Origin of the sequence: Roseovarius ramblicola (genome assembly GCF_042430665.1) — a bacterium.
Classification (GTDB): domain Bacteria; phylum Pseudomonadota; class Alphaproteobacteria; order Rhodobacterales; family Rhodobacteraceae; genus Roseovarius; species Roseovarius ramblicola.
The window spans coordinates 71,454-90,376 of the sequence record NZ_JBHMEC010000019.1; the positions used below are offsets into that span (position 1 = coordinate 71,454).

The window sequence follows — 18,923 nt, forward strand, 5'->3', positions numbered from 1 at the left end:
CGGGGGCCTCCGGCGGGGATATTTCTGGCAAGATGAAAGGGGGGGCTGCGTGGAGATTTCGGTAACGCGCGATATTTTCCGGCTGGCGCAGGTGTTTACCATCAGCCGCGGCTCGCGGACCGAGGCGCAGGTGCTGACGGTGCGGGTGCGTGACGGCGGCGCGGCGGGGTGGGGCGAATGCGTGCCATACGCCCGCTATGGCGAGACGCTGGACAGCGTGGCCGCGCAAATCGCGGGTTTGCCGGACCGGGTGACGCGTGCGGCGCTGCCCGATCTGTTGCCCGCCGGGGCAGCGCGCAACGCGGTGGACTGCGCGTTGTGGGATCTGGAGGCCAAGCGCACGGGGGGCCGCGTCTGGACGCTGGCCGGGCTGCCCGCGCCGGGGCCGGAGATCACCGCCTATACGCTCTCGCTCGACACGCCGCAGGCGATGGAGGCGCAGGCCGCGCAAAACGCCAATCGACCGCTCCTCAAGATCAAGCTGGGCACCCCCGACGACATGCCCCGGCTCGAGGCGGTGCGGCGCGGCGCACCGCAGGCGCGGATCATCGTCGATGCCAACGAGGGCTGGAGCGCGGCGGTCTATGCCGACCTCGCCCCGCACCTTGTGCGCCTCGGCGTGGCGCTGGTGGAACAGCCGCTGCCCGCCGGTGAGGACGAGGCGCTCATCGGCATGGACCGGCCCGTACCGGTCTGCGCCGACGAATCGTGCCATGACCGCGCGAGCCTGCCCGGCCTCAAGGGCAAGTATGACGTGGTCAACATCAAGCTCGACAAGACCGGCGGGCTCACCGAGGCGCTGGCCCTGCGCGCGGCGGCCCGCGCCGAAGGCTACGGCATCATGGTTGGCTGCATGGTGGGAAGCTCGCTGGCGATGGCCCCCGCCGTGCTGGTGGCGCAGGGCGCGATGGTGACGGACCTTGACGGCCCGCTGCTTCTGGCCGAAGACCGGGAAAACGCCTTGAAATTCGACGCCGCCGGGGTGCACCCGCCCGACGCGGCCCTGTGGGGATGACGATATGCGCACTGTCTACGTGAACGGAGAGTACCTGCCCGAGACCGAGGCCACCGTCTCGATCTTCGACCGCGGCTTCCTGATGGCCGACGGGGTCTATGAGGTGACCAGCGTGCTGGGCGGCAGGCTCATTGATTTCGACGGCCACCTCGCGCGGCTGGAACGCTCGCTGTCGGAACTCGACATGCTGAAGCCCGCCGTCTTTGACGACCTGCTCGACATCCACCGCGAACTGGTGCGCGTCAACGGCATCACCGACGGGCTGGTCTATCTTCAGGTCACGCGCGGCAGCGACGGCGACCGCGATTTCGTCTTTCCCGACCCCGAGACAACCGAACCGACGCTGGTGCTGTTCACGCAGTCGAAGCCCGGGCTGGCCGACAGCCCGGCCGCCAAGACCGGCATCAGGGTGATCGGTATCGACGACCTGCGATGGGGGCGGCGTGACATCAAGACGGTGCAGCTTCTCTACCCCTCGATGGGCAAGATGATGGCCAAGGCCGCCGGAGCGGATGATGCCTGGATGATCGAGGACGGGCATGTGACCGAGGGCACGTCGAACAATGCCTATATCGTCAAGGGCAATCGGATCATCACCCGGCATCTCAGCAACGACATCCTCCACGGCATCACCCGCGCCGCCGTGCTGCGTATGGCAAGCGAGGCGCAAATGCAGGTCGAGGAGCGCGCCTTCACCATGGAAGAGGCGAAGGCGGCGGACGAGGCGTTTGTCACCTCCGCCTCGGCCTTCGTCATGCCGGTGGTAGAGATCGACGGCGCGACGCTCGGCGACGGCACGCCGGGGCCGGTGGCAGCACGGTTGCGCGAAATCTATCTCGAGGAGAGCCGAAAGGCCGCAGTTTGAGCGCATCTGCGCACAGGCGCTGGGCGCATTCGGGGAATTGAGGGACCGGCGCGGGCCGCGCACTATCGGGGCGTGCAAGCAAAGGAGTGCGCCCGTGACCACCCCCGTCCATCCCGCCACCCGCATCGGCCATGTCCATCTCAAGGTCGCCGATCTCGACCGCGCCATCGGCTTTTATTCCGGCGTGCTCGGCTTCGAGATCATGCAATACAGGCCCGGTGGGCGCGCGGCGTTTCTGTCGGCGGGGGGCTACCACCATCACATCGGACTCAACACATGGGATTCGCTGGACGGCACACCGCCGCCGCCGGGCCATACCGGGCTGTTCCACACCGCCTTTCTCTACCCCGACCGCGCGGCGCTGGGCGATGCGGTGCGGCGCGTCCTTGACGCGGGCATCCCGCTCGACGGCGCCACCGACCACGGGGTGAGCGAGGCAGTCTATCTGCGCGACCCCGACGATAACGGGGTCGAACTCTACCGCGACAAGCCCGAATCCGACTGGCCCCACGACGCCGGGGGAAATCTCTCGATGGTCAACAGCCCGCTCGACGTGGATGCCCTCCTGGCCGAGGCCCGTGCCGCGCCCTGATCCCTCTGGACGCCCCGGCGCGGGGGCCCTAACCTGCGCGCCGACAGGAGGGCAGCACATGGCGACAGGCACCAATATCCGCACGTATTTCGAGGGCCGCTGGCACGACGGCGATATCCCGGTGATGAAGGCCGCCGATCACGGCACATGGCTCGGCTCCTCGGTGTTCGACGGGGCGCGCTACGTCGATGGCATCGCCCCCGACCTCGACCGGCACTGCGCGCGGGTCAACGCCTCGGCCGAGGCGCTGATGGTCACGCCCACCGTCACACCCGACGAGATGCAGGCGATCATATGGGAGGGGCTCAAGGCCTATCCGAAGGACGCCGCCATCTATATCCGGCCCATGTACTGGGCGCTGGAGGGCGGGCACCTCGCGGTGTTGCCCAAGGCGGGCGCAACCGGCTTCGCCATCTGCCTTGAGGAGGTGCCGATGCCGCCCGCCGGCACCACCACCACGCTGTGCCGCACGCGGTTCCGCCGCCCGGTGCTTGAGGACGCGGTGGTCAACGCCAAGGCCGGCTGCCTTTATCCCAACAACGCGCGGATGTTGAAGGAGGCGCGCGACCGCGGCTTCGGCAACGCGCTGGTCGCCGATGCGCTCGGCAACGTGGCGGAAACGGCCACCGCCAATGTCTTTGCCGTCAGGGATGGCGAAGTCTTCACCCCCATCGCCAACGGCACATTCCTCGCAGGGATCACCCGCGCGCGCCATATCGGCAACATGCGCCGCAACGGCATGAAAGTGCACGAGACGGTAATGACGTTCGAGGATTTCGAGGCCGCGGACGAGGTGTTCCTCTCGGGCAACCTGATGAAGGTGACGCCGGTCTCGGCCTTCGAGGACACCTCCTATCAGCCTGGCCCCGTCGCCGAGCGGGTGCGCGAGATGTACTGGGACTGGGCCTTTTCCGACGCGCGGTGATCCGTGTCGCGCGCCGGGGCGTATCACGGGGTAACAGACAGGAGGGTTCCATGCGCCTGATCGCCGCCCTATTCGCCACGCTTCTCGCCCTGCCCGCCGCAGCACTCGACCGCGCGGCGCCGTTCGGCAATATCGACGGCGGCGAGTTGCGCCTCAGCGACTGGACCGGGCAGCCGGTGCTCGTGGTCAACACCGCCTCGCGCTGCGGCTTCACGCCCCAGTATGACGGGTTGCAGGCGCTCTATGACCGCTACCGCGACCGGGGGCTGATCGTGCTCGCCGTGCCGTCCGACGATTTTCGCCAGGAATTGTCCAGCGAAGCGGCGATCAAGGACTTCTGCGAGGTGAATTTCGGCCTCGATATCCCGATGACCACCATCACCCCGGTGCGCGGGCCGCAGGCCCACCCGTTCTACGCCTCATTGGTCGCCGAGACGGGCTTTGCGCCTTCGTGGAACTTCAACAAGGTGCTGATCGCCCCCGATGGCCGCGTTGCGGGCACATGGGGGTCGATGACGCGGCCCCTCTCCGGCGCGATCACCCGCGAGGTCGAATCCCTCCTGGCCGAGTGACCCGGGCGTGGTCCTCACCCCGCCTTTTCCACGTTCACCTGGTGCGGATAGGGAATCGAGATCCCGCCCGCGTCGAACGCCTCCTTGACCGCCTTGGTCATGTCGAACTTTAGGTCCCAGTAATCGACCGCGTCGCACCACAGCCGCACGCCGATATCGACGCTGCTGTCGCCCAGGTTCACCACCCGCGCCCAGGGCGCGGGATCGTCATGCACGCGGCCATCGGCGCGCGCCAGATCGAGGATGATTTCGATCGCGCGGTCCGCGTCATCGCCGTAATCGATGCCGAAGCCGAGATCGCAGCGCCGCGTGGTGTGGTGCGAATAATTGGTGATGACCGATCCCCATGCCTGGCCGTTGGGCACGATGATCTGCACGTTGTCGGGCGTCGACATCTCGGTAAAGAACAGGTTGAGATCGACCACCGTGCCCGCGGTGCCGCCGATATCCACGTATTGCCCCAGCTTGTAGGGGCGAAACAGGATCAGCATGAACCCCGCCGCCAGGTCGCTGAGCGTGCCCTGAAGGGCGAGGCCGATCGCCAGCGTCGCCGCGCCCAGAACCGCGACGAGGCTGGTGGCCTCGATGCCGAAAATACCCAGCACCGCAACGAGCACCATCAGCAGGATCACCCATTTCACGATGGAGGCGGCGAAATTGCCGATGGTCTTGTCGATCCGGGCGCTGGCGTTGACGCGGCGGCGCACCATCCCGCCGACCGCCCCCGCCACGATCCAGCCCACGACGAGGACCGCCAGCGCCTTGGCGGCGGCGATCACGAGCGGGGCGTAGCCGCCCAGCGATGAAAGGATGTCCTGCATTGGGGTCTCCGTCCTGAAAAATGAATTTCCACAGCCTTGCAACAGGTCTGCCGGTTTCGCAATGCCCGGGCCTTGCCGGGACGCGGGCACCGCGCATCTTGCACCCGCCGCGCCCGCCGCCTAGCGTGCCGGTGTTCCTGACTGCTGCGGAGAAACCCATGCACCTGCGCCTGACCGAGACCGACGCGCTCTATTACATCCACCATGCCCCGGCCCGCGCGGGCGCGCCGACCTTCGTTTTCGTCAACGCGCTCACCGGCTCGACCGACGCGTGGGAGGCGGCGGTCGCCCCTGCCCTGCGCGATCAGGGCTTTGGCACGCTCAGCTACAATTTCCGCGGTCAGGCCGAGTCGCTCTTCGATCCGGCGCTGGAGCTGACCGACGCGGTGATCGTCGCCGACCTCGAGCGCCTGCTGGCCGAATTGCAGCCCGCGCGCCCGATTCTCGTGGGCCTCTCCATCGGCGGGCTCTACGCGGCGCGGGCGGTGCTGAACGGCGCGCAGGCCGAGGGGCTGGTGCTGCTCAACACCCTGCGCGAGATCGGGCCGCGGATCGACTGGGTCAATCACGCGATGGCGCGGATCGTGGCGCATGGCGGGGTGGGGCTGTTTCTCGACGCGCTGTTCCCGCTGCTGGTCAATGGCGAGTTTGCCGCGCAGGCGCGCGGCAATTTCCTCAAGGGGGATTATGCCCCGCTGCCGCCCGAGCATGGCCATATGAACCTGATGCGCAACGCCGCCGAGACCGACTGGAACCTCGATTACAGCGCGCTCACCCTGCCCACATGCGTCATCACCGGCTTGCAGGACCGGGTGTTCCTCGACCGCGAGGTGGTGGACCGGCTCTACGCCACCCTGCCCGACGCGCGGCGCGAGGACTGGCCCGAGGCGGGCCACCTGCTGCCGCAGGAGGCCGCCGACCGGCTGGCGACGAGCCTTGCCCGCTTCGGTGCGGAGGTCAGCCCATGAACATCCCCGAGAAATGGGCCTACCCGGCGGTGATGATCGGCGTCTGCGGCCACGCCAGCAGCGAATTCTTCGCCAAGCTCTCGGGCGTGGCGGGGCCGGAAACCAGCGTCTGGCGCTACCTTCTGGGCGGCTTCGGCCTGATCCTCTGGGCGCTTATGCACCGCGACAGCCGCGATCTGATCACACCGCTCAGGAAAGAGGGGCTGCATATCCTGTGGCTGTCGCTGATGGGGGTGACCGTCACCTACCTGTTCTTTCACTGGGCTCTGGATTACGCCACCGTCATCCAGGTGGCCACCGTCACCACCACCATCCCGATCTTCGTCGGGCTGGCCAATTGGGTGGTCAACGGCATCCACCCCGGCGCGGTCAAGATTGTTACCGGCGCGCTCGCGGTGCTGGGCATCGCGGTGCTGCTGACCGACGGCGCGCTGGCGGCGCTGGCGGGCGAGGCGGGTACGCTTCCGGGCGTGCTGCTGGCCACCGGCTGCGCCGCGCTCGGCTCGCTCTATGCCGTTCTCATCAAGCCGGTGATGGGCCGCCACGGGGGCCTTCGGATCATCGCGTTGACCATGATGATCGGCGGGGTGGGGCTGTGGCTGCTGGTGGGGATGGCCTGGGGGGATTGGGTCAACCCGGCCAGCATCATCGAAAAACCGGCGCTGGCGGCGTGGTCGCTGGTGATCCTGGCGCTGTGGAACACCACCATCACGCAACTGATGTGGTTCGGCGGGCTGTCGGCGGCGCCCGACATCACCCGCGCCTCCTATCTGTTCTTCCTCAAGCCGATCATCGCGGCGGCGCTGGCCATCGTGGTGCTCGGGTCGTGGCCCACGCCGCTGCAGGTGCTGGCCATCGCGCTGGTCACTGCCTGCGTTCTGGTCGAACTCTACTGGCCGAGGCTGCGTGCGCTGGCGGGGCGGGGGTAGAGAGCGGGGGGCAGGAGGGGGATCTCTGGCCTATACCTGCCATTCGCCACCCACCCCGCGCGGAATCAAGGCGTGCTTGCACGCCGCCGCGCGAGCGGTCATGCCGAAGGCATGCCTCCGGCATGACCCGCCCGGAGGGGCGGGCGCTATTGCAACGCTGCACACCCGCACAATCGTTCGAGGTGTCTTGCGCGATAAAGTGACGACCACCGCCGTCGGAGCGCCCACCCGCGGTCGGGCGCTCGCGCGGCTCATCGCATCATGCCCAACGTCCCCTCCAGGCCATTACACACCATCCCCTACCCCGCCCGCGTCTCCACAACCGCGCTTTGTTCCAGCGTGCGGTGCACCGGGCAGCGGTCGGCGATCTCCATCAGCCGTGCGCGCTGATCCTCGTCGAGGTCGCCCTCCAGCCGGATCACCCGCAGGAAGCGGTCGGCCTTGGCCGTGCCGCGGCTGTCGGCGTCCTGCGCGTGCACCTTGTCGTGGCAGACATCGACACTGACATGGGTCAGCGGCCAGCGCTTGCGGCGGGCATACATGCGGATGGTCATCGAGGTGCAGGCCCCCAGCCCGGCGGCAAGGAAGCCATAGGGCGACATACCGCGATCGGTGCCGCCATAGGCCTCGGGCTCGTCGGCCAGAACGTGGTGGCGGGGCCCTGCGTTCACGTCCTGCAGAAAACCGTCCGGTCCCGCCTCGCTCACCCGCACGATACCCTCGGGCGCGCCCGGCGGCGGCGCGGGTGCCCGAAGGTGCAGGTACCGCCCCGCCCAGGCGGCGATCACCTCGGCGGCATACTCGGCATCGCCCGCGTCGCTCACGAGGTGATCGGCCCCGTCGAGGGTGACGAAGCTCTTGGGATGCTTGGCAGCCCTGAAGATCTCGGCGGCGTTCTCGATCCCCACCACCGCGTCGCGCGGCGCGTGCATCACCAGCAAAGCGCGCCGCAGGCCCTCGATCTTCGGGGCAAGCCGTTCGGCGCGCACGTCCTCGACAAAGCCCTGCCCGATGCGGATTGCCCGCCCGCCGAGCGTGACTTCGGCGGCGCCCTCCGCCGCGATGCGGTCCAGCGCGCCGCCGAAGTTGTGCGTGACGTGGCCGGGGTCGAACGGCGCGCCGATGGTGACGACCGCGCGCACGCTCTCGATCCCGCCCGCCGCTGCCAGCACGGCGGCACCGCCGAGGGAATGCCCGATCATCAGCCCCGGTGCCATGCCGCGCCCGGTCAGCGCCTCTGCCGCACGCTCCAGGTCGGCCACGTTCGAGGCAAACGACGTATTCTCGAATTCGCCGCCCGAATGGCCCAGCCCGGTGAAATCGAACCGCAGCACGGCAATGCCCGCGCCTGCCAGCCGCGCGGCGATGCGGCGCGCGGCGGGGATATCCTTGGAGCAGGTGAAACAATGTGCGAACAGCGCCGTGGCCAGGTGCGGCCCCTCGGGCAGGTCGAGCCGCGCGGCAAGCTCGTGGCCATCATGGCCCGCGAAGGTGAAGCGTTCGGTGGGCATGTCTTGTCCCCTGTCAATTCCGTCAGCCCCGAGACTAGGCGTGCCGCGCCGCAGCTTCCAGCATCGCGCGCGCCTCGTCACGCGATGGTGAGGCTGTGCCGCATTCGCGACAAATTGGCGGCAGTTTCCCCGGGCGCCGCCACCGGGCGTTAACCCGCGTGGTGCCATGCTGAGCGAGGGCGCAACAGGAGGGTGAGAGATGTCTTGGCGCGTGCGCACGAAAGGGGATGTCTGGCGGTTCACCGCAGCGATCTCCGCGGTCGTTCTGCTGGGCAGCCTGGGACTGCGCTTCGGGATGCTGCCGCCCGATCTCGCGGCGCGCACGCTTGTTCCCGGATCGGCGATGGCGCTGATGCTCGCCGCGCCGATCGCGTGGTTCGTGGGCCGCCGGATGCACGAGGTCCACCGCCTCGGCACGCGGCTCGAACACGCGATCAACCACGACCTGCTCACCGGCGTCCACACGCGCAAGGCGTTCTACGAGCGCGCCGGACCGATGACCGCGGAGGCCTGCACCGTGATCGTCACCGATATCGACAATTTCAAGGGGTTCAACGATCACTACGGTCACTTCGCGGGCGACCAGGCGCTGCGCCAGTTCGCCGCCATGCTGACCGCCAACTGCCGCGACGGTGATATCGTCGCCCGGTTCGGCGGCGAGGAATTCGTGATCGTGCTGCGCGACGCGGCGGCCGATGAGGGGCTTGCCGTGGCCGAACGGCTCGTGGCGCGCGTGCGCGCGAGCGCCATCTATCATGGACCGCAAACCCTGCGCCTGACGGCAAGCTTCGGGGTCGCGGCGCTGCCGCCGGGCGGCGACATGGACACCGCGATCCAGCAGGCCGACCGCGCCCTCTACCGTGCCAAGCACGCCGGGCGCGACCGCGCCTTTCTCTACGATCCGGGCTGTGACAACGCGGCGATCCCGATGGGAACGGCGGCGGAATGAGGGCGATGAAGGGGACCTCTGCATGAAACCTTACAGGCGTTGCCGGGCGGCGCCGCCAGGCGGCGGACATCGGCAATGGTGCGCTTTGCGCAGAGGTCTTTGACGGGAACACTTAACATAACGAAATATGATGATTGACAATATAAACATTCGTTTTGGTGATTAAAAGCGCGGGCCTATCTATTCTTGTACCACGCTCAAGGAAAGGACAGCACAATGCCCCAGGATATCTGCCTCACACCGGCCTCTCGCACCGGTCGCGTTCCCCGCTTTACAGTGACACTTGGCCTTGCGGCGCTGCTGATGGCGGTGATCGTCTCCGGTCAAACCCCGGAACCGCACAACGTCGAGGGGGCCGAGCCCGCCTACGAGGACTGGCACGGCAATGTGCGCCGGTCGCGCTGACCGGCGTCAGTCGCCCATCAGCGCCGCATCGAACGGATAGCGCGTCAGGTTCTCAAAGCCGTCCTCGGTGATGAGAACCTGGTCCTCCAGCTTGATCGAGAAATCGCCGCCAACCTCGCCCACCAGCGCCTCGACGCAGAGCACCATGCCCGGCTCCAGCACGTAGTCAAAGGCCCCCTCGACCATCTTTTCGGGGTAGGCCACCAGCGGCCACTCGTCGCACAGCCCCACCCCGTGCATCAGGCAGCCGTATTTCTGCGCCTGATATTTCTCGTCCAGAACGTGGGTGCTGCGGCTCAGCTCCTCGATGTTCACGCCGGGCTTCAGCATCTCCATGTTGGTACGGATGTGTTCCACCCCGTGCCGCATGGCATGGATCATGTCCGGGCGCGGGGCCCCGTCACCGATCCACCAGCTTCGCGAGATGTCCACGCAGATGCCGTAGCTGCCGATCAGGTCGGTGTCGAAGCTGATGATCTCGTTTCGTTGGCACACCCGCGGCCCGCATTCCTGAAACCACGGGTTGCTGCGCGGCCCCGAGGCCAGGAGCCGCGTCTCGATCCACTCGCCGCCGCGGCGGATGTTTTCGGCGTGCAGCACCGCCCAGATGTCATCCTCGCAGGTCTTGCCGTCGCCCACATTGGCGCGGGCGAAATCCTCCATCGCGCGCACCGCCCGCTCGCAGGCGTGGCTCGCGCAGCGCATGGCGCGGATCTCGTCGGGGCCCTTGACGCTGCGCGCCTTCTCAGTGACCTCCTCGCCCTCCATCACCGTGAACCCCTGCGCCTCGAGCGCGCGCAGCCCGTGGATCATCGGCTTGTCCACCGCCAGCCGCGTATTGCCCGGCGCATGTTCGGCCAGGATCGTGCGGACGTCGTTTGCAAAGACATCGGCGGCCACGTCCACCTTGTCGCCCCGGTCGAAATAAAACAGATCCGCGCCCGAACGCACCTCGGCCACCAGCGGGTTGAACGAGGACAGGAACGGCGCGTTCTTGTAATCCCACATCACCATGTGCCCGTCGGCGCACAAGAGCACCGCGCGAAACGGGTTATGCGCGTTCCAGAGCTGCATGTTGGTGCTGTCGGTGGCGTAGCGGATGTTCAGAGGATCGAACATCAGCAGCCCCGCGTAATCGCGATCCACGATATGCTGCGTCAGCCGCGCCCAGCGATAGCGGCGCATCGCCTGCAAATCCGGCAGCTCCAGCCCCGCCGCCGCCCATTCCTCATAGGCGAGGCGCGTCGGACCGATCTCGATCCGGTCGGCCTCGTTGGGGGTGTTGTCGCCGAGGCGCGCGCCGCGCGCGGGGTCGATCTTGCGGGTGTCGCGAAAGTGGCGGTTCATCGGTGCGGTCCTCCCTCGCCGTCAGATTGACAAGCGGCGGGCATCGCCCGCGCGCCGGATTGCGACGCGGGCCAATGTCGATTTTCGCCCTTCGTGACGCGGGGTCCGGCTTGGCAGGGCGATGCGCGCGGGCCATGCTCGCACGTACCCGGAGCATCAGGACCAGACCGCCCATGACCCCCCTCATCGCCGACTACGTCGCCACGCTCGGACCTCGGGCAGCGGGTCGCATCCGGGGTCGTGCCCGGCTGGAAATCGCGGATCACGGCAGCGTGCTGCTGAGCGAGACGGGGGCCGCGCCGGGCGCGCCCGGCGCAGAGGCCGACGTGGTGCTCGCCGCCAGCGATGCGGTGTTCCGCGCGATCCTCGCGGGCGCGCAGAACCCGGTCACCGCCTACATGACCGGCAAGCTGCGGGTCGAGGGCAACGTGCAGCGCGCGCTCAAGGTGTCGGGCATTCTCACCGGCTCATGAGCCGCAGCACCCCTCGCCCGTCTGTACCGGCGGGCAGGGCACCGTGCCGTAGGAACAGAACACGCAGCAATCGCCGGGGCGCGGCCGCAGGACCGCGCCGCAGGCAGTGCATTCGTGAAACCATTGGCAGGACTCGGTGGGCATCTCCAGATCCTCGGCCGCGCCGCAATGCGGGCAGGTCAGCGTGGAGACACGGCTCACTTGCGGTGTTTGCGACGCCATAGCGTAACCCCCGTGAAGATGACAAACCCGGCCACAACCGGCAGCAGCACGGCGTCGCGATAGAGCACGCCGGTCAGCCCCGTCAGGCCAAGCGTGCCCAACACCCACGGCAGCAGCGGCGTCACGCAGCACAGCCCCACGAAGGCTGTGCCGCCCAACCCAAAGCCCAGTCGCCAATCCGCCATGCGTCTTTCCCTCTGGTTTCCCTCTGGCCAATGCACGGCACAGCCTACATCCTGTAGCCGCTACAGCAGCAAGGGGAGATCGCCCATGGCCACCATCGGCGAGGCCGCCCGCCGCAGCGGCGTGAATATCGAGACCATCCGTTACTACGAACGCTCGGGCGTGGTGCCGTGCCCGGCGCGCGGCACCAACGGCCGCCGCGACTATTCCGAGGCCGACATCCGGCGGCTCACCTTCATCCGGCGCTGCCGCGACATGGGCTTTGCCCTCGCCGATGCGCGCCGTCTCGCGTCACTGACTGCCGATCTGCGCGCCAACTGCGCCGACGCACAGGCCGTGGCCGAGACGCATCTCGCCACGGTGCGCACGCGGCTGGCAGAGTTGCGGGCGATAGAGGCGGAGCTTGCGGCGCTGGTACAGGATTGCGCGCGGCGCGGGCGGCCCTGCCCGGTGCTGGAGAAACTGGAGGAGGGGCCGGGCAAACCCGGGTGACCCGCCGCGCGCACCCCGTCAGATGCGCAGGAAGGGCTGCGCCAGCCGCGGGATCATCCCGCGGAATCGCAGCGGCGCATCGGTGGCGGCAAGACAGATGCAATCGGCTCCGATATCGGCCACCGGCATGTGGTGCAGATCCTCGTCGGCGACCTCTAGATCGCCGGGGCCGAATCGGTCGGTCTCGTCCACGAACGCCCCTTGCAGCACCAGCGTCAGCTCGGTGCCGCGATGGCCGTGATCGGGCACCGCCGCCCCGGCGGGGATGTAGAGAAGCCGCGCCGTGGCCTCGCGCGAGGTGGGCAGGATCGCCTGCTTTACCCCCATGCCGACGGGTCGCCAGCGCACATCGCCCAGATCGCCGCCCACGTAATCCTGCAACGGTGCGGGCAGCCCACCGCTGCGTCTGCGCGGCCCGGGCATCTCGCGCACGGGCGCGCCATCGCGGATGCGCGCCATCGTGACGGTCAGGCTGTCCCCGGCCATCGCCACCGTCTCGGCCCGTTCCAGCACCGCTCCGCCCAGGCTCTCGTATGCCCCGAGCCGCGCGCGGCACTCGTCGCACATCGAGACATGGGTGGCCACGGTCAGGCCGAACGCCTCGGGCAGCGCGCCCGCGGCATAGGCCATCAGCAGCTTGTCGGTCAGGTGGTGGTTGATGTCGTGCATGGTCATGGTCGTCACTTCATTGCATGGCGCAGACGGTCGAGCGCCAGTCTGATCCGGGATTTGATCGTGCCGAGCGGCAGGCCGGTCTCCTCGGCGATCTCGGAATGGGTGAGTTCACCGAAATAGGCCTTTTCGATCAGCACACGCTGTTTTTCGGGCAGGGCGGCCAGCGCCTCGCCCAGGTGTTCGCTTTCCTGTTGCAGGACGAGCGCATCGGCCTGGTCCGGCTCGGGCTCGGGCCCCCAGGGAAGGTCCTCGGGCTCGGGGCGCTTCTGGCGGCGCAGCGCGTCGATGCGGCGGTTGCGCGCGATGGTAAAGACCCATGTCGCCACCGAGGCGCGCGCCGGATCAAAGAGGTGAGCCTTGTGCCACAGCGTCACCATGGTCTCCTGCGCGCATTCCTCGGCCAGCGTGGCATCGGCACCGGACCGCATGAGAAACGCCTTCACACGGGGGGCGAAATGCCCGAAGAGGCGGGCAAATGCCGCCTCGTCGCGCCCGTCGCGCACCGCGATCATGCACGTCACCCAAATATCGGTCTGCCTGGTCATCCGGTTCTTCGGTGCCACGTCGCTGTCCGCTTCCTTGCGCTTGTCAGCCCGCCACATAGCACGCGGCCCTGCGGGCGGCGAGGGGGGCGCGACGCGATCGGCGGTCGTATGGCAGGTGTCCACAAACATGCCACGGATACGCGCTCTGCGCCGGGCCGGATCACTTTGGCGTGTCGATTTCCCTTCCAGTCGCGCGTCATTCCCGTTCCAGCCCATTCTAATCCGTTCGCGGCCCCGGCGCGTAGAACGTGCAATCGTGACCCCAAGGGATTGCCGCCACATGCCCCACCCCGCGCAGCAAAAGATCGCCGTCATCGGCGCCGGCATCACCGGTATGGGGGTGGCCGAGCGGCTTGGCCCGCGCCACGCGGTCACGCTCTACGAGGCCGGGCCGCAACTCGGCGGACATGCGCGCACCGTGATCGCGGGCAAGCGCGGGGATCAGCCGGTCGATACCGGCTTCATCGTGTTCAACTACGCCACCTACCCCGAACTGACCGCCATGTTCGACCGCCTCGGCGTGCCGGTGACGGAAAGCACGATGAGCTTTGGCGCGTCGTTTCGCGGCGGCGCGTTCGAATACGGCCTGGACAGCGCACGCGCCTATTTCGCCCAGGGCTCGCGCTCCCTCGACCCGCGGCACTGGCGGATGCTGCGCGACATCTTCCGCTTCAACGCGCGTGCCCTGGCAGAGTCCGAGGCGGGCCACCTCACCATCGGCGCGCTGATCGACAGGATGCGGCTGGGGCGGTGGTTTCGCGACTATTACCTGACACCGTTCTCCGGCGCGATCTGGTCCACCCCGGTGGAGAGGATTCTCGACTTTCCGGCCCATGCGCTGGTGCGCTTCTTCAAGAACCACGGGCTGCTGGGCTATGACGAGCAGCACCAGTGGTACACCGTGCAGGGCGGCTCGCGCGCCTATGTGGACCGGCTCGAGGCATCCATGCGCGCGCGCGGCGTCACGCTGCGGCCCGGCACGCCCGTTGCGGGCGTGCGGCGGGATGCACACGGGGTGGAGGTGCGCGCCACGGGCGCTGACTGGGAGCGTTTCGACGAAGTGGTGTTCGCCACCCATTCCGACGACAGCCTGGCGCTGCTCTCGGACGCGGACGACACCGAGCGCAACAATCTCGGGGCCATCGCGTATCAGCCCAACGACATCACGCTGCACGCCGATACCTCGCTCATGCCGCGCCGCCGCGCGGTGTGGTCATCGTGGAACTATACCGAAGGCCCGGCAAAACGCGCGGGGCAGATCGACCTCACCTACTGGATGAACAGCCTTCAGCCGATCCCCGTGGACGATCCGCATTTCGTCACCCTCAACACCACGCGCCCGATCCGCGAAGATCTGATCTACGACCAGGTGACCCTGCGCCACCCGGTCTTCGATCTCGCGGCGCTCGCCGCGCAGGATCGCGTGCGCGCAGGCAATGGCGCCCGCCATACCTGGTTCTGCGGCGCATGGCTGCGCCACGGCTTTCACGAGGACGGGCTCGCCACCGGGCTCGAGGTGGCCGACGCGATCCTCGCCCGGGACACCGCCGACATGGCCGCCGAATGAGCATTGTCCGCCATATCGCTGGCCATACCTGGCACGGGCGCAAGGGCGCGGTGGAGAACGCCTTTCGCTACCGGGTGGATTACCTCCTGCTCGACGCCGAGTCGCCGGTGCGGGCCCCCCGCCTCTTTGCCCGTAACCGCGCCGGGCTGATGTCGCTGCACGACCGCGACCACGGCGGGCCGCCGGGCGACGGGCGCGGCGCGGTGTGGGTGCGCGAGGTACTGGCCGCCCACGGCCTGCCCGCGCCCGCGCGGATCGAGCTTCTGGCGCAGCCGCGCGTGCTGGGCCATGTGTTCAACCCGGTGGCCTTCTGGCTGTGCCACGACGCGGCGGGCGCGACGCCCTGCATCATCGCCGAGGTGACCAACACCTATGGCGACCGCCATTCCTACCTGTGCCACCGCGACGACCACGCGCCGATCACCGCCACCGACCGGCTGCACGCGCACAAGATTTTCCACGTCTCGCCGTTTCAGCCGGTCGAGGGAGAGTACGAATTCCGCTTCGACCTGCGCCCCGACCGCATCGGCATATGGATCGACCTGACGGCGGGCAATGGCGGGGTGGTGGCGACGCTGACCGGGCCGGTGCGCCCGCTCGGTCTGCGCGGCATGGCCGGCGCGATGCTGCGCCGCCCGTTCGGCTCGCGCCGGGTGCTGGCGCTCATTCACTGGCAGGCGCTTAAACTGTGGTGGAAGGGCGCGCGCTTCCGCGCCCGCCCCGCGCCGCCCGCCGACGAGGTCAGCCGATGAGCCATGCCGCGACCATAACCGGGGCCGCACCCGCCCCGCGCCTGTCCGGCTACGCCCTCTTTGCCGGGATGCTGGCGGCGGCGGGGCTGCCGGTCTATATCCACGCGCCCAAGGTCTATGCCGACGAATACGGCGTTTCGCTCGCAGCCCTCGGCACGGTGCTGTTTGCCCTGCGGCTGATCGACGTGGTGCAGGACCCGGCCCTCGGCTGGCTGGCGGCCGGCAGCGCGCGCTGGCGCGGCGCGGCGGTGACGCTGGCCGCGGCGGGGATCGCGGGCGGGATGCTGGGGCTCTTTGCCATCGGCCCGCCCGTCGCTCCGCTCCTCTGGTTCGCGCTGATGCTGACGCTGGTGTTCAGCGCGTTCAGCTTTCTCACCATCTGCATGTATGCCGAGGGCGTCGCCGCCGCCGACCGGCTGCCCGGCGCGGGGCATCTGCGGCTGGCGCGCTGGCGCGAGACCGGCGCGCTGCTGGGCATCTGTGCGGCGGCGACCGCGCCGACGCTGCTGGGCGGCTACGCGGGCTTCGCGCTGGCCTTCGCCGGGCTGGTCCTGCTCGCGTGGTTGTCGATGACCGGCCAATGGCAGGGCGGCGGCGGCACCGCGTCCACCGGCTTTGCCACCGTGCTGCGCGATGCGCGCGCCCGGCGGCTTCTGGCCGTGGCGCTGGTCAACGCCGCGCCGGTGGCCGTCACCTCGACGCTGTTTCTGTTCTTTGTCGAGAGTCGCCTTGCCGCGCCGCACTGGGCGGGGCCGTTCCTCGTGCTGTTCTTCCTCAGCGCCGCCTGCGCCGCCCCGCTCTGGGGCACGCTGGCCGAGCGCCGGGGCACCAGGCCCATGCTGCTTCTGGCCATGGCCCTCTCGATCGCCGCCTTCGGCTGGGCAATCAGCCTCGGCGCGCGCGATCTCGCAGCCTTCGCGGCGATCTGCGTGATATCGGGCGCGGCCACGGGGGCCGACATGACGCTCCTGCCCGCAGCCTTCGCCCGCCGCATGGCCGCCATCGCGCCGGGCGGGGCCGAAGGCTTCGGCCTCTGGGCCTTCGTGTCGAAATTCACGCTGGCGCTCGCCGCCGTGGCGGTGCTGCCCGCGCTGGAGGCAGGCGGCTTTCGCCCCGGAGCAGAGAACGATTCGCAGGCGCTGTGGCTGCTGACGCTCTTTTATGGCGGGCTGCCCTGCCTGCTGAAACTGGGGGCCATCGCGCTCTTGCTGCGCACAGACCTCGACGACGGGAAAGGATGACGGGATGGACGCGGTTGCACTGATCCTCCTCGGCGCGCTGGGGGCCCTGGCACTCGTGGCGCTGGCCACACGGCTCACCGGCTTCGGCGCACAGCGCCCCGCCGATTACGCCGACGCCATGCCGCGGCTCGACCTGCGCGAGCATCTCGACGGCCCGATCAGGTGCGAGGGCGTGATCTACGGCCCGCTCGGTCGCATGGCCTCGCGCTTCGACGCGGATTTCGTGGCCGAGTGGCAGGGAAATCGCGGCCTCATGCGCGAGCATTTCCGCTATGACAGCGGCAACCGGCAGGATCGCGAATGGCGGCTCACGCTCAGCAATGATGGTGCCATCCGCGCCGAGGCCGACGATCTCGTGGGCCCCGGTCACGGCCAACAGATGGGCGCGGCGGCACGGCTGCGCTATCGCATCCGCCTGCCACAGGAGGCGGGTGGCCATGTGCTGTCGGTCACCGACTGGATGTACCTTACCCCCGAAGGGGTGATCGTGAACCGCAGCCAGTTCCGCAAGTTCGGTATCAAGGTGGCCGAGCTTGTGGCCACCATGCGCCGGGTGGACACATGACCTGCTGGCAGGGCAAACGCTACTGGCTGGTGGGGGCGAGCGAGGGGCTCGGCGCGGCGCTGGCGCAGAAGCTGAGCGCGGCGGGGGCCGAGGTAATCGTCTCGGCGCGCAATGCGGATCGGCTCGACGCGCTTGTCGCCACACTGCCGGGGCGCGCCCGCGCCGTGCCGGTGGACGTGCGCGACGACGCAAGCGTTGCCCGTGCCGCCGGGGCGGCGGGCGAGATCGACGGCATGGTCTACCTCGCCGGCGTCTACTGGCCCATGCCCTCGACGGAATGGACGGCTGACGAGGTCACCGCCATGGCCGACGTGAATTTCACCGGCGCGGTGCGCGTGCTGGGCCATGTCGTGCCCGCCATGGTGGCGCGGGATGCAGGTCATATCGTGCTCACCGGCTCGCTCTCGGGGTTTCGCGGCCTGCCCGGCGCGATCGGCTATACCGCGTCCAAGGCGGGGGTCATGAACCTCGCCGAATCGATGCGCGCCGATCTGTGGCGCACGGGCGTGCGCGTGCAGCTTGCCAATCCCGGCTTCATCAGGACGCGGCTGACCGACAAGAACGACTTTCACATGCCGTTCATCATGTCCCCCGAGGCAGCGGCGCGCGAAATGTTCGAACTGATGTGCGACGACAGCGCCTTCCAACGCCATTTTCCCCGCCTTTTCAGCTATCTCTTCCGCCTGTCGCGCTTTCTGCCGGACTGGCTCTATTATCGCCTGTTTGCGTGAGATCAAGGAAAGGGCCTCTGCGCACGGGCAATTCTGTGGCATCATCGCGCGCGAGGAGGCCGACCATGCTGGACATCACAACGTACAAGATCGCTCAGGTCGTGCTCATGGCGCGCGAGCTTGGCCGCGCGGAGGGAGAGTTGCGCGCCTTCATCGACCGGCTGAGCGAGGAGGAGCAGGCCAGCCTCGTCGCGGTGATGTGGATCGGGCGCGGCAGCTTCGAGGCCGAGGAGGTCGAAGAGGCGATTCGCACCGCCTACGCCGAGGCGACGACGCCCTGCGCCGATTACCTGATCGGCACGCCGCACCTGTCGGATCACCTCGAGAACGGGCTCGACGCGCTCGGCCTGTCGGCGGCGGATGACGAGGACGATCTCATTCGCGGCGGCTGAGCGCGCGCGGCGGCGGGGGCGATTGGCCTGGAGGGGACGTCGGGGCGAGCCGCGCCGGAGACAAGCACCAAACGACCGCTTCAGGCCATTCCCGTCTCCATCGGGCGCACGACCGTTCAGCCCTCGTCCGTGGCGGCGTCCTTTTCGGCCTTGAACCTTCGCAGCCGCTCCATCAGCAGGGCGCGG

24 protein-coding genes are annotated in these 18,923 nt (G+C 68.6%); 17 read left to right on the plus strand and 7 right to left on the minus strand.

All coding sequences use genetic code 11. The features are described from left to right. The first annotated feature begins 49 nt into the window (after nt 1-49). The 5 genes from dgcA to ACFFU4_RS14300 all read left to right on the plus strand — a co-directional run bounded on the left by dgcA (nt 50) and on the right by ACFFU4_RS14300 (nt 3,969). Nucleotides 50-1,015: an N-acetyl-D-Glu racemase DgcA gene (dgcA, locus tag ACFFU4_RS14280; protein WP_377070471.1), complete on the plus strand. Its 966-nt coding sequence runs from the start codon at nt 50-52 to the stop codon at nt 1,013-1,015. 4 nt (nt 1,016-1,019) lie between these two features. After that, entirely contained in the window at nt 1,020-1,880 is an 861-nt protein-coding gene (locus ACFFU4_RS14285; protein WP_377070473.1) for a D-amino-acid transaminase, read from the plus strand. 94 nt (nt 1,881-1,974) lie between these two features. After that, nucleotides 1,975-2,472 carry a VOC family protein gene (locus ACFFU4_RS14290; protein ID WP_377070474.1) on the plus strand — a complete coding sequence of 166 codons (498 nt, stop codon included), beginning with the start codon at nt 1,975-1,977 and terminating at the stop codon, nt 2,470-2,472. A gap of 58 nt (nt 2,473-2,530) precedes the next feature. After that, nucleotides 2,531-3,397 (plus strand): branched-chain amino acid aminotransferase, encoded by an 867-nt coding sequence (locus ACFFU4_RS14295; protein ID WP_377070475.1) that lies wholly within the window; start codon nt 2,531-2,533, stop codon nt 3,395-3,397. A gap of 50 nt (nt 3,398-3,447) precedes the next feature. Beyond that, nucleotides 3,448-3,969, plus strand: a complete 522-nt coding sequence (locus tag ACFFU4_RS14300; protein WP_377070476.1) for a glutathione peroxidase — start codon at nt 3,448-3,450, stop codon at nt 3,967-3,969. Between the two features lie 14 nt (nt 3,970-3,983). Here the strand turns inward: ACFFU4_RS14300 and ACFFU4_RS14305 are convergent, their stop codons facing one another. Continuing rightward, the gene (locus tag ACFFU4_RS14305) at nt 3,984-4,790 is read right to left on the minus strand and encodes a mechanosensitive ion channel family protein (protein ID WP_377070478.1); all 807 of its coding nucleotides are present in this window, start codon (nt 4,788-4,790) and stop codon (nt 3,984-3,986) included. A 158-nt stretch (nt 4,791-4,948) separates the two neighbouring features. Between ACFFU4_RS14305 and ACFFU4_RS14310 the strand changes: the two genes are divergently transcribed. Both ACFFU4_RS14310 and ACFFU4_RS14315 read left to right on the plus strand, forming a co-directional pair. Further along, nucleotides 4,949-5,758, plus strand: coding sequence for an alpha/beta fold hydrolase (locus ACFFU4_RS14310; RefSeq protein ID WP_377070479.1), 810 nt, complete (start codon nt 4,949-4,951; stop codon nt 5,756-5,758). Beyond that, nucleotides 5,755-6,687, plus strand: a complete 933-nt coding sequence (locus ACFFU4_RS14315) for a DMT family transporter (RefSeq protein WP_377070480.1) — start codon at nt 5,755-5,757, stop codon at nt 6,685-6,687. The genes ACFFU4_RS14310 and ACFFU4_RS14315 overlap by 4 nt, the downstream gene beginning before the upstream one ends. Nucleotides 6,688-6,986: 299 nt before the next feature. Here the strand turns inward: ACFFU4_RS14315 and ACFFU4_RS14320 are convergent, their stop codons facing one another. Further along, on the minus strand, nt 6,987-8,198 hold the full coding sequence (locus ACFFU4_RS14320; protein ID WP_377070481.1) for a bifunctional alpha/beta hydrolase/OsmC family protein: 1,212 nt from the start codon (nt 8,196-8,198) through the stop codon (nt 6,987-6,989). A gap of 199 nt (nt 8,199-8,397) precedes the next feature. On the opposite strand from ACFFU4_RS14320, the gene ACFFU4_RS14325 reads away from it, so the two are divergent. Both ACFFU4_RS14325 and ACFFU4_RS14330 read left to right on the plus strand, forming a co-directional pair. Continuing rightward, entirely contained in the window at nt 8,398-9,147 is a 750-nt protein-coding gene (locus ACFFU4_RS14325; RefSeq protein ID WP_377070482.1) for a GGDEF domain-containing protein, read from the plus strand. 216 nt (nt 9,148-9,363) lie between these two features. Further along, nucleotides 9,364-9,552 carry a hypothetical protein gene (locus ACFFU4_RS14330; protein ID WP_377070483.1) on the plus strand — a complete coding sequence of 63 codons (189 nt, stop codon included), beginning with the start codon at nt 9,364-9,366 and terminating at the stop codon, nt 9,550-9,552. Nucleotides 9,553-9,558: 6 nt separating this feature from the next. Here the strand turns inward: ACFFU4_RS14330 and dddP are convergent, their stop codons facing one another. Next, entirely contained in the window at nt 9,559-10,899 is a 1,341-nt protein-coding gene (gene dddP, locus ACFFU4_RS14335) for a dimethylsulfonioproprionate lyase DddP (RefSeq protein ID WP_377070484.1), read from the minus strand. 173 nt (nt 10,900-11,072) lie between these two features. Between dddP and ACFFU4_RS14340 the strand changes: the two genes are divergently transcribed. Then, nucleotides 11,073-11,372 (plus strand): SCP2 sterol-binding domain-containing protein, encoded by a 300-nt coding sequence (locus tag ACFFU4_RS14340; protein ID WP_377070485.1) that lies wholly within the window; start codon nt 11,073-11,075, stop codon nt 11,370-11,372. Here ACFFU4_RS14340 and ACFFU4_RS14345 read toward each other — a convergent pair. Together ACFFU4_RS14345 and merF are read right to left on the minus strand one after the other, a co-directional pair. Further along, nucleotides 11,367-11,573 (minus strand): GDCCVxC domain-containing (seleno)protein, encoded by a 207-nt coding sequence (locus ACFFU4_RS14345; protein WP_512700572.1) that lies wholly within the window; start codon nt 11,571-11,573, stop codon nt 11,367-11,369. The two genes, ACFFU4_RS14340 and ACFFU4_RS14345, sit on opposite strands and share 6 nt — an antisense overlap. Then, nucleotides 11,570-11,779, minus strand: a complete 210-nt coding sequence (gene merF, locus ACFFU4_RS14350) for a mercury resistance system transport protein MerF (protein ID WP_377070488.1) — start codon at nt 11,777-11,779, stop codon at nt 11,570-11,572. The genes ACFFU4_RS14345 and merF overlap by 4 nt, the downstream gene beginning before the upstream one ends. A gap of 85 nt (nt 11,780-11,864) precedes the next feature. On the opposite strand from merF, the gene ACFFU4_RS14355 reads away from it, so the two are divergent. Then, entirely contained in the window at nt 11,865-12,269 is a 405-nt protein-coding gene (locus ACFFU4_RS14355; RefSeq protein ID WP_377070489.1) for a MerR family transcriptional regulator, read from the plus strand. An 18-nt stretch (nt 12,270-12,287) separates the two neighbouring features. On the opposite strand, the gene ACFFU4_RS14360 is transcribed toward ACFFU4_RS14355, so the two are convergent. Together ACFFU4_RS14360 and ACFFU4_RS14365 are read right to left on the minus strand one after the other, a co-directional pair. Continuing rightward, nucleotides 12,288-12,944 carry a ChrR family anti-sigma-E factor gene (locus ACFFU4_RS14360; protein WP_377070490.1) on the minus strand — a complete coding sequence of 219 codons (657 nt, stop codon included), beginning with the start codon at nt 12,942-12,944 and terminating at the stop codon, nt 12,288-12,290. 5 nt (nt 12,945-12,949) lie between these two features. Further along, entirely contained in the window at nt 12,950-13,489 is a 540-nt protein-coding gene (locus ACFFU4_RS14365; protein ID WP_377070502.1) for a sigma-70 family RNA polymerase sigma factor, read from the minus strand. Between the two features lie 280 nt (nt 13,490-13,769). Here ACFFU4_RS14365 and ACFFU4_RS14370 point away from each other — a divergent pair, with 280 nt between their 5' ends. From ACFFU4_RS14370 to ACFFU4_RS14395, 6 genes are all read left to right on the plus strand, one after another. After that, complete coding sequence (locus tag ACFFU4_RS14370; RefSeq protein WP_377070491.1) at nt 13,770-15,056, plus strand: NAD(P)/FAD-dependent oxidoreductase; 1,287 nt, start codon at nt 13,770-13,772, stop codon at nt 15,054-15,056. Beyond that, on the plus strand, nt 15,053-15,808 hold the full coding sequence (locus tag ACFFU4_RS14375; RefSeq protein WP_377070492.1) for a DUF1365 domain-containing protein: 756 nt from the start codon (nt 15,053-15,055) through the stop codon (nt 15,806-15,808). Before ACFFU4_RS14370 ends, ACFFU4_RS14375 begins: the two co-directional genes overlap by 4 nt. Further along, nucleotides 15,805-17,049, plus strand: coding sequence for an MFS transporter (locus tag ACFFU4_RS14380; RefSeq protein ID WP_377070494.1), 1,245 nt, complete (start codon nt 15,805-15,807; stop codon nt 17,047-17,049). The genes ACFFU4_RS14375 and ACFFU4_RS14380 overlap by 4 nt, the downstream gene beginning before the upstream one ends. Nucleotides 17,050-17,053: 4 nt before the next feature. Then, nucleotides 17,054-17,614, plus strand: coding sequence for a DUF3833 domain-containing protein (locus ACFFU4_RS14385; protein WP_377070495.1), 561 nt, complete (start codon nt 17,054-17,056; stop codon nt 17,612-17,614). Further along, entirely contained in the window at nt 17,611-18,345 is a 735-nt protein-coding gene (locus ACFFU4_RS14390) for an SDR family NAD(P)-dependent oxidoreductase (RefSeq protein WP_377070496.1), read from the plus strand. Before ACFFU4_RS14385 ends, ACFFU4_RS14390 begins: the two co-directional genes overlap by 4 nt. 65 nt (nt 18,346-18,410) lie before the next feature. Next, nucleotides 18,411-18,737 carry a DUF3775 domain-containing protein gene (locus ACFFU4_RS14395; protein ID WP_377070497.1) on the plus strand — a complete coding sequence of 109 codons (327 nt, stop codon included), beginning with the start codon at nt 18,411-18,413 and terminating at the stop codon, nt 18,735-18,737. Nucleotides 18,738-18,923 lie beyond the last annotated feature (186 nt).